11 protein-coding genes are annotated in these 9,166 nt (G+C 73.7%); 6 read left to right on the top strand and 5 right to left on the bottom strand.

Annotated elements, in window-relative coordinates; all coding sequences use genetic code 11:
• Nucleotides 1-44: 44 nt before the first annotated feature.
• Together AB0H87_RS32865 and AB0H87_RS32860 are read left to right on the top strand one after the other, a co-directional pair.
• The gene (locus tag AB0H87_RS32865) at nucleotides 45-866 is read left to right on the top strand and encodes a histidine kinase (RefSeq protein ID WP_360154577.1); all 822 of its coding nucleotides are present in this window, start codon (nucleotides 45-47) and stop codon (nucleotides 864-866) included.
• 1 nt (nucleotide 867) lies between these two features.
• Nucleotides 868-1,533 (top strand): response regulator transcription factor, encoded by a 666-nt coding sequence (locus AB0H87_RS32860; protein WP_360154574.1) that lies wholly within the window; start codon nucleotides 868-870, stop codon nucleotides 1,531-1,533.
• An 88-nt stretch (nucleotides 1,534-1,621) separates the two neighbouring features.
• On the opposite strand, the gene AB0H87_RS32855 is transcribed toward AB0H87_RS32860, so the two are convergent.
• From AB0H87_RS32855 to AB0H87_RS32840, 4 genes are all read right to left on the bottom strand, one after another.
• Nucleotides 1,622-2,299 (bottom strand): DUF427 domain-containing protein, encoded by a 678-nt coding sequence (locus tag AB0H87_RS32855; RefSeq protein ID WP_360154571.1) that lies wholly within the window; start codon nucleotides 2,297-2,299, stop codon nucleotides 1,622-1,624.
• A gap of 92 nt (nucleotides 2,300-2,391) precedes the next feature.
• Nucleotides 2,392-3,420 carry a DUF4331 family protein gene (locus tag AB0H87_RS32850; protein ID WP_360154568.1) on the bottom strand — a complete coding sequence of 343 codons (1,029 nt, stop codon included), beginning with the start codon at nucleotides 3,418-3,420 and terminating at the stop codon, nucleotides 2,392-2,394.
• A gap of 75 nt (nucleotides 3,421-3,495) precedes the next feature.
• Entirely contained in the window at nucleotides 3,496-4,200 is a 705-nt protein-coding gene (locus AB0H87_RS32845) for a tyrosine-protein phosphatase (protein WP_360154565.1), read from the bottom strand.
• A 5-nt stretch (nucleotides 4,201-4,205) separates the two neighbouring features.
• A complete protein-coding gene (locus AB0H87_RS32840) occupies nucleotides 4,206-4,553 on the bottom strand; it encodes a YciI family protein (protein WP_360154562.1) in 348 nt (115 codons plus the stop codon).
• A 47-nt stretch (nucleotides 4,554-4,600) separates the two neighbouring features.
• On the opposite strand from AB0H87_RS32840, the gene AB0H87_RS32835 reads away from it, so the two are divergent.
• The 4 genes from AB0H87_RS32835 to AB0H87_RS32820 are packed head-to-tail and all read left to right on the top strand — an operon-like array spanning nucleotide 4,601 to nucleotide 7,198.
• Nucleotides 4,601-5,248, top strand: coding sequence for a transporter (locus tag AB0H87_RS32835; RefSeq protein WP_360154559.1), 648 nt, complete (start codon nucleotides 4,601-4,603; stop codon nucleotides 5,246-5,248).
• Nucleotides 5,245-5,562 (top strand): transcriptional regulator, encoded by a 318-nt coding sequence (locus AB0H87_RS32830; RefSeq protein WP_360154556.1) that lies wholly within the window; start codon nucleotides 5,245-5,247, stop codon nucleotides 5,560-5,562. Before AB0H87_RS32835 ends, AB0H87_RS32830 begins: the two co-directional genes overlap by 4 nt.
• Nucleotides 5,559-6,449, top strand: a complete 891-nt coding sequence (locus tag AB0H87_RS32825; protein WP_360154553.1) for an ABC transporter ATP-binding protein — start codon at nucleotides 5,559-5,561, stop codon at nucleotides 6,447-6,449. Before AB0H87_RS32830 ends, AB0H87_RS32825 begins: the two co-directional genes overlap by 4 nt.
• 11 nt (nucleotides 6,450-6,460) lie before the next feature.
• A complete protein-coding gene (locus AB0H87_RS32820) occupies nucleotides 6,461-7,198 on the top strand; it encodes an ABC transporter permease (RefSeq protein WP_360154550.1) in 738 nt (245 codons plus the stop codon).
• Between the two features lie 15 nt (nucleotides 7,199-7,213).
• On the opposite strand, the gene AB0H87_RS32815 is transcribed toward AB0H87_RS32820, so the two are convergent.
• Nucleotides 7,214-9,166: UvrD-helicase domain-containing protein (locus tag AB0H87_RS32815; protein ID WP_360154547.1), on the bottom strand; the 1,953-nt coding region annotated here is incomplete at its 5' end.

Raw genomic sequence — 9,166 nt, 5'->3', positions numbered from 1 at the left:
ACCGGAGCTGTCATCACCGATCAGTTCGTGCTCGAGCAGAGCCCTTGGCTGCCGCTCGCCTTACTCGTCGTGGCGGCAACGAGCTCGGCCCGCTCGGCGTCGACCGCCGGCTCGACACGGCGTACGTGGCGGCGATCGGCGCGGCGGCCCTGCTGCTGTTCCCCTGGGTGCTGCGCGGCCTGGTCGCCGTCGACCGCACCCTCGCGACGCTGCTGCTCGGCCCCGGCCGCGCCGCGGCGCGGATCGACGAGCTGGTGACCAGCCGGGCCGCGCTGACCGCCGACGCCGCCACCACGCTGCGCCGGCTGGAGCGGGACCTGCACGACGGCACCCAGGCCCGGCTGGTCGCGCTGGGCATGACGCTGTCCCGGATCGAGAAACGGCTGGGCCCGGCCGACGACGAGGCGACCGCCCTCGTCGACGCCGCCCGCGGTGGCGTGACCGACGCGCTCGAGGAGCTCCGCGAGATCGTCCGCGGCATCCACCCGCCGGCCCTCGACGCGGGGCTGCCGACCGCGCTCGGCACGCTGGCCGCCCGCAGCGGCCTGCCGGTCACGGTGTCGGTGTCGCTGGACCGGCCGCCCGCCCCCGACGCCGCCACCACGCTCTACTTCACCGCGGCGGAGCTGCTCACCAACGCGGCCAAGCACGCCGGCGCGCGCTCGGTGGCGCTGTCGCTGTCCCGCGCGGACGGCTGGTTACGGTTGGCCGTGACCGACGACGGCCGCGGCGGTGCGGCGCCGTCCCTGACGGGCAGCGGCCTGCGCGGCCTGATCGCCCGGGCCCAGGCGCTCGACGGCCGGCTCGAGGTGTCCAGCCCCGACGGCGGTCCCACCACGGTCACGATGAGCCTGCCGGGAGCCTGAGATGCGCACCGTGATCGCCGAGGACAACGCCCTGATGCGCGACGGCATGGCCGCGCTGCTGGCCGACCACGAGGTGGCGGTGCTGGCCACCGTGGCCGACGCGGCCGGGCTGCTGGCCGCCGTCGAGGAGCACCGGCCGGACGTGGCGATCGTCGACGTCCGCATGCCGCCGACGTTCACGGACGAGGGTGTCCGCGCGGCGATCGCGATCCGCTCCGCGTACCCGGAGACAGGTGTCCTGGTCTTCTCGCAGTGGGTCGAGACCGTGTACGCGAACCAGCTGCTGCGCGAACACCCGGCCCGCGTGGGCTATCTCCTCAAGGACCGCATCGTCAGCACGGCCGCGTTCCTGGACGCCCTGCGCCGCATCGCCGACGGCGGCGTGGCCCTCGACCCGGAGGTCATCCGCCAGCTGCTGTCGGGGCCCACAGTGGACGCCGGCCTCGCCCGCCTGACGCCGCGCGAGCGCGAGATCCTGGCGCTGGTGGCCGAGGGCCGCTCCAACGTCGCGATCGCCGCGGACCTGCACCTGGCCGGCCGCAGCGTGGAGAAGCACGTGACGGCCATCTTCACGAAGCTGGACCTGCCGCCGGCACCGACCGACCACCGCCGCGTCCGCGCGGTCCTGCGCTACCTGGAAGGCCGGCACGGCCTGTCGGCGCAGTAGCATGGCCCGTGCTTGATCCACGGGGAGCGACGACGGCCGAGGAGTACGTCGTCCTCCTACGCCGCGTGCGGAACCGCTCGGGGCTTTCCTACCGGACGATCGCGACCACGTTCGGCCGGCTCTCCGTCGACCAGTACGACGCCTGGCCCTTGTAGGGGCAGTAGGTGAGCTGGTCGCTCGGCGTCAGGTCGGCGACCACGTCCTCGATCGGCAGGTAGAACCGGACCGGCAGGCTCGTCTCGAACAGGAGCGTCGGCCGGCTCGTCTCGGCGAGCAGCACGCCGTCGTCCTCGATCCGGATGTGCCGCGTGCTGGTCCGGGAGTCGACGCGGTGGTACGGGTCGCGCGGGTGCCCGTGCACCTCCTCGTCCTCCTCGAACCACTGGTCCATCGCGTCGAAGTCGAGCAGGACGTGGTCGCGCAGGTCCGGATCGTCGGGCCGGAACCCCGCCTCGGCGCGCCGCTCGCCACCGAACGCGAGGTCGAGCGACAGGCCCGGGGTGGAGTGCACGGCGAACGGGATGCCGGGGTGCAGCAGCGCCGGTCCGCCCAGGGTGACCTCACCGGCCTCGGCCACCTCGGCCCGCAGGTCGGTCGCCGGCACGGCGTAGGTCGGCACGATCCGCCGCGGCTCCCAGACCAGCACCGCGTCGGTGGTGTCCACGATGGTCTCACCGCCGAGCACGGCCCGGACCCGCTTCTCCGTCGGCTCGTGCCGCATCTCCTTGAACCGCTCGCCCATCGCATCGCGCATACGCGTACTCATGCCGCCGCCTCCCTACGGTCGGCGGGGCAGGAGCACCGGGTACTGAGCTGACCGCACTCGCTTCGCTCGCTCATACGACCACCTTGACGCAGTCAGCGCGCCGGCACCACCCACGGGAACGTGTCGCGGCGCGTGTCGGCGGCGACGGACGGGTCCAGGCCGGAGCTGGTCGCCGAGTCCAGGACCAGCGAGAACATCACCTCGGGAGCGTTGTCGGCGAGCGCACGCCCGTTGATCCCGGTGAAGCCGAAGCTGGCCGGACTGCCGACCGTGTACGGCATCACCTCGGGGAAGATCCGGCGCGCCACGAGCTGCCCGTAGCCGTCCGGGTCGGACGTGTTGCCGCCGTTGGCGGCGACGAACGCGGCGATCTTCTCGGCGATGTACTTGCCGTCCTCGTTGAAGTCCGCGGACGGGTGCCGCCCGTTGGCCGGGTTGCTGAAGTCGAGGTCGTCGGGCCAGAAGATCGGCCACATCATCGGCAGGCCGAACCGGTTGATCTGATGCCACTCGCCGCCGTCGTCGGCCAGCTTCGTCGCGCACCAGACACCGATCTCCGCACCGGGGCGCAGCCGCGGGTGGTCGTGCCTGACCTCGAGCACGATCGTGTAGACCTGCGTGCCCGCGAAGCTGTTCCTCGGCTGCCCCGCGCGCCACCCGGTCAGGTCGGCGACCGCGCCGTCGCGCACCGCTGCGTTGATCACGGACAGCTCGTCGAGGTCGATGTAGAACGGGTCGTTGATCCGCCCGGCCCAGGCCCGCACGCCGCCGTCGGCGGTGGCCTCCCCCGTGCGGCCGGTGGCGACCACGTTGCCGAGCCCGGCGTCACCGACGGCCTCGGTGCCGGTCAGCTCGCGCACCTCGTACGCCTGCTGGCCGTCGGACCCGACGGGCTCGAACGCCACGCGGTAGGTCAGCTCCTCGTGTTCGGCGCCGTCGAAGTGGACGCGGAACTCGTAGCGGGCATCCGGGTGGAAACCGGGCATGACGTCGGCGCCGGTGACGTTCGAGTTGACGTCCATCATCAGCACCGTGCAGCCATCGCCACCGAAGACGAACAGGTCGTCGATGAAGAGCTGCCCGCGCTGGGGCGCCTCTGGGGTCGGGAGATGGTGGGACATGGCGGCACTCCTTCACAGCCCCGGGAGCTTCCGACGTTACCGGCGAACCGCCGTCATCAGTGCGGAAGGGAAGTTTCAGCCGTCGATCACCAAAGCGGCGCGGAGGGCGTCGATGTCCGCGTCGGTCAGCCCGTGCACGGCGGCCCAACCCCGGCCGGACCCCCACCGGGCACGGATCCGGGCCAGCGCCGTGGCCATCATCGGCGCCGCCGGGTGCCAGTCGAGCCCGTCCGGCCAGTCCGGCGGCCACGGCTCGCCCGCGGCCAGCGCGTTGACCCGCAGCCGCTCGTTGATCGCGTCGACCGCGCCGGCGGTCCGGGCGTAGTCGGCGCAGATCACCTCGTCGGGCACGCCGAGCAGGTCGAGCAGGATCGCGACGAAGACGCCGGTGCGGTCGCATCCGGCGGCGCAGTGGACGAGGGCGGGCAACGCGTCAGGATCGGCCAGGGTACGCAGGGCGGCCGCGACCTCGTGACCGCGCTGGGCCAGCACGCCGACGTAGAACGCCGAGCGATCGGATATGTCCGTGATGTCGCCCAGTGGCACCGGGACGTAGCGCACGGGTGTCGCACCCAACGGGCCGCGACCGTAGAGCGACATCTCGGACGCGTCGCGCAGATCGACGACGGTCGCCAGGCCGTACTCCCCCGTCAGCGTCGCCGCCTCGGCCGGCGTCAGGTGCGAGACCGTGTCGCTTCGATAGAGCCGCCGCGGACCGATCACGCCACCGCGCGCCGGCAGCCCGGCCAGGTCGCGGAAGTTCGGCAGGTTCGGGAACACGGGCCTCAGGCCTCCGCCGTCGAACGCGGCAGCCGCACGCCCGTGAACGTCGCGCCGCCGGCCGGCACCAGCCAGGTCATCGCCTCGACGGCGAGCCGACCGGCCTTGACCGCCGGGTCGTCGGCGTAGAGGGCCCGGGCGGTGGCCAGGTCCGTGGCGAGCACGCAGATGCCGCGCAGGCGCTCGTCGGTCTGGTCGGCCAGCGGGCCGGCGACGGTCAGCAGCCCGCGGTCGGCGAGGCCGGCCTGGTAGGCGAGGTGGGCGTCCTGGAGCGCGGCCGCCGCGTCTTCGGACAGTTCGGGCGCGTCGGGAGCGCGGACCAGCAGCACGAGCGTGTGGGCATCGAAGCGCATGCGGCGCAGCGTACCGAGGCTTGACTTTGTGTCGTAAAGTTCTTTACGTGAGTGAGAGCTTTGTCGACAACGACCAGCCGCCGGGCGATCCGGCCGAGGCGCTCCGGCTGATCGAGGAGCAGCGCGCCGCGGTGCTCCGCCGCATCCAGGTCGACGACCGGTTGTGGTACTGGCCGTGGGGCGTGGCCTGGCTCGTCGGCTTCGGGCTGCTGTTCCTGCGTTACGGCCCCGACGGACGCGTCTTCGTCGACATGCCGGAGTGGCTGCCGGTGGTCGTGCTGGTCGCCCTGATGCTCGGCGCGAGCGTGTTCTCCGGCCTGACCGGCGCCAAGGCCTACGGCCACGTCGCGGGCGAGTCGGCGCGGCGCGGCGCCTACTACGGCTGGTCCTGGAGCATCGCGTTCACCAGCGCCACGGTGATCCTGGTCAAGGTCAACGACGCGCTGCCCGAGGACCTGCGGACGCTCGTCTGGTCGGCCACGATGGCGGCGCTCACCGGCGCCCTGCACATGGCCGGCGGCGCGATCTGGCTCAACCGCCCGCTCTTCCAGCTCGGCGTCTGGATCTCCGTGGTCAACGTCGCGGGTGTCCTGGCCGGGCCGGGCTGGCAGGCGCTGATCATGTGCGTCCTGGCGGGTGGCGGCATGCTCGCGTTCGGCGCGATCGCCCACCGCTGGCGGGGCTCCAGGACATGACCGACGCTCCCCTGGACCCGGTGATCCACGCCCAGGCCCGGCTGCGGGTGGTCGCCGCTCTGTCCACATTGGGCCCGGGTGACCAGATCTCCTTCCCGCGCCTGCAGGAGATCCTCGCGATGACGGCCGGCAACCTCTCGGTCCACCTGCGCAAGCTCGAGGACGCCGGCTACGTCGCGATCACGAAGACGCACCGCGGCCGCACACCGGTCACCCTGGTCGCGCTCACCAACCGCGGCCGGACGGCGTTCGAGGAATACACCGCATCCGTACGTGCCCTGCTGGCTCCCCCGGACATCAAGGAGAAGACATGATCCTCGCGGAGGCGATCGAGGTCACCCGCCGGTACGGCGACGTCACGGCCCTCGACCGCGTCTCGCTCCAGGTGGCCGAGGGCGAGCTGGTCGGCCTGCTCGGCCCCAACGGCGCCGGCAAGACCACCCTCGCGAGCCTGCTGACCGGCGTGCGCCGCCCGGACGAGGGCCGGGTCACGCTCTGCGGCGGCGACCCGCGGGACCCGCGCACCCGGCGCGCCCTCGGCGTCACGCCGCAGGAGACGGGGCTGCCGGCCACCCTGCGGGTCGGCGAGGTCGTCGACTTCGTCGGCGCGCACTACCCCGACCCGGTCCCGCGCGCCGAACTGCTCGACCAGTTCGGCATCGCCGACCTCGTCAAGCGGCAGACCGGCGGGCTCTCCGGCGGCCAGAAGCGGCGCCTCGCGATCGCGCTCGCGTTCGTCGGCCGGCCCCGGATCGTCGTCCTCGACGAGCCGACCACCGGACTCGACGTGCAGTCCCGGCGCGGGCTCTGGGACGCCATCAAGGCCTACCACGCCGGCGGCGGCACCGTGCTGCTCTCCAGCCACTACCTCGAGGAGATCGAGGCCCTCGCCGACCGGGTCGTGGTGCTCGGCCACGGCCGCGTGCTGGCCGACGACACCGTGACCGCCGTGCGCGGCATGGTCGGCGTCCGCCGGGTCAGCTTCGCGCTCGACGGCGAGCCGCCCGCGCTGCCGGGCGTGGTCGCGGTCGAGCGGCACGAGGAGCGCACCCACCTGCTCACCCCCGACTCGGACGCGCTCGTCCGGGCCCTCGTGGCGTCCGCTGTGGACTTCCGCGACCTGGAGGTGGCGCCGACCTCGCTCGAGGAGGCGTTCCTCGCCATCACCGAAGAGCCCGCACCCGTCGTCGCCGCGGCCTGAAGGAGCACCCCTTGACGCTCACCCTCGTCCACGCCAGATACCAGCTCCTCGAGACCATCCGCATCCCGATCGCCCTGATCGGCTCGGCGTTCTTCCCGGCCGCCTCGATGCTCTTCTTCGTCGTGCCGTTCGCCGGTGACGACCCGGTGGGCGCCACCTTCGCCACGGCCTCCATGGTCACGTTCTCCATCATGGTGAGCAGCCTGTTCACGTACGGCGTGGGCGTCGCCGACGACCGCTCCCAGCCGTGGGACGGCTACATGCGCACGCTCGCCGCCGGCGCCGGCCCCCGGTTCGCCGGCCGGATCCTCGCCGGCATGAGCATGGCCCTCGTGTCGCTCGTGCCCGTGGTGCTGATCGGTGCCCTGTTCACCGAGGCCACCGTCACCCCGGCCGGCTTCCTGCTCGGCCTGTGCACGGTGTTTGTCGGCGCGCTGCCGTTCACGCTGATGGGCCTGGCCATCGGGTACGCGCTGCCACTCAAGGCGGCCCTCGTGGTCTGCCAGGTCATCTTCTTCCCGCTGGCGTTCGGCGGCGGCCTGATGTCCGCGCCCGACCAGGCACCGGGGTTCATCCAGGCGATCGCGCCCTACCTGCCCACCCGCGGCGCCGTCGAGCTGATGTGGGCGGCCGTCGGCGACTACCCGGTGCGCCCGCTGTCGGTGGTGATGCTGGCGGTCTGGACGGTCGCGGCCGGCGCCGTCGCGGTCTGGGCCTACCGCCGCGACGAGGGCCGCCGGTTCCGCTGAACAGGTGGCGGACCGTCACTTGAGGACGGTCAGCCGTTGGGTCGCCCGCGTGAGCGCCACGTAGAGGTCGTTGACGCCGCGCGGCGACTCCGCCTCGATGCCGTCCGGGTCGGCCACCACGACCGCGTCGAACTCCAGGCCCTTCGCCTGCCGGGCCGACACCACCGCGACCGGGCTCTCCAGGTCGGGCTCGTCGCCGACCGCGACGGCCAGGTCCGGCAGCGCCGCCCGCACCTCCGCGGCCAGCGCACCGACCCGGGCCGCCGGCGCGATCACCGCGAGCCGCCCGTCGCCGAGCTCCGCCGCCTCCGCGGTGACCACGGTGCCCAGCTCGTCGAGCCGGCCCAGCGCGGGCGCCCGGCGGGTGGAGCGCACCGAGCGCGGCGGGGTCGCCGCCGGGTCGATCCGGGCCAGCACCTCGCCGGCCAGCGACATCACCTCGGCCGGCGTGCGGTAGTTGACGGTCAGCTCGGCCAGCTTCCAGCGGTCGGCCACGTACGGCGTGAACACCTCGGACCACGACGAGGCGCCGGCCGGGTCGCCGGTCTGCGCGATGTCGCCGACCACGGTCATCGAGCGGCTCGGCGCCCGGCGCATCAGCAGCCGCCACGCCATCGGCGACAGCTCCTGCGCCTCGTCGACGATGATGTGCCCGAACGCCCACTTCCGGTCGCGGGCGGCCCGCTCGGCGGCGCTGAGCCGGAGCCCGTCCTCCTGCCGCTCGGCCAGCCGCGAGGCGTCGAGCAGGTCGGTCACCAGCAGCAGCTCGGGGTCGTCCTCGTCCTCCACGTCGATCGAGGCGGAGCCGCGGGCGATCTCCAGTGCGCCCTCGGCGTAGGCCAGCTCGGAGCGGCGCACCCGGTCGGCCAGCCGGCGGGCGGCGGCCTCCGCGTCGGGCAGCTCGCCGAGCTGTTCGGCGGCCTCGTCGAGCAGCGGGGCGTCGGCCGGCGTCCACGCGGCGTTGGCGGGCCGGGTCAGCAGCGCGGCCTCGGCCAGGGTGAGCAGCTCCGTGCCGTCGGCGCCCACGCGGGCCGCGGCCAGCCGGTCGGCCGAGGAGAACAGCTCGCGCAGCAGGCGCTGCGGGGTCAGTGGGGGCCAGAGCACGTCGAGCGCCGCCCGTACGCCCGGGTCGGCGTCCAGCTCGGCCCGGATGTCGGCGAGGTCCGCGGCGCCCATGAGCATCGGGTCGCCGGGCGCGTCACCCTCGCCCAGCGGGTCGTCGGCGTACGGGTCGGTGCCGATCAGCTCGGCCATCTGCGCGACCAGCCCCTCGACGACCGCGCCCGCGAACACCTCGCGGGCCTGGTTGTGCGTGCGGCCGGACCGGCGGGCCCGGTCGCGGGCGGCGCGGACCAGCTCGCGGTCGATGGTCAGGGACTCCTGGTCGATCTCGACGGTGATCGGGTCGGCGGGCAGCTCCTGGCGGTCGGCGATGGCGGCGGCGAGCACGTCGACGAACACGGCCCGGCCCTTGATCGCGGCGACGTGCTCCGGCTCCTCGCCGCGCGCGGTCACGCCCGGGAAGAGGTCGCCGAGTGTCCACAGCAGCACACCGGTCTCGGCGAGCGACGGCAGCACGTGCGAGATGTAGCGCAGGAACGTCGGGTTGGGCCCGACCACCAGGACGGCGCGCGACGACAGCTCGCGCCGGTGGGTGTAGAGCAGGTAAGCCGCCCGGTGCAACGCCACGGCGGTCTTGCCGGTGCCGGGGCCACCCTGGACGACCAGCACCCCGGTCAGGTCGGCGCGGATGATCCGGTCCTGCTCGGCCTGGATCGTCTCGACGATGTCCCGCATGCGGCCCGTGCGCCGGGCGTCGACCGCGGCCAGCAGCGCCGCCTCGCCGGCGAGGCCCTCGCGGTGCGCCGAGCCGGCCGCGTCGGACAGGTCGAGCACCTCGTCGTCGAGGGCGACCACCGTGCGGCCCTTGGAGCGGATGTGCCGGCGCCGCCGGATGCCCAGCGGGTC

This window comes from Asanoa sp. NPDC050611 (genome assembly GCF_040654855.1).
GTDB lineage: Bacteria > Actinomycetota > Actinomycetes > Mycobacteriales > Micromonosporaceae > Asanoa.
Note: the sequence above shows the minus strand (reverse complement) of the source record. Positions and strands in the feature narration are given on the sequence as shown.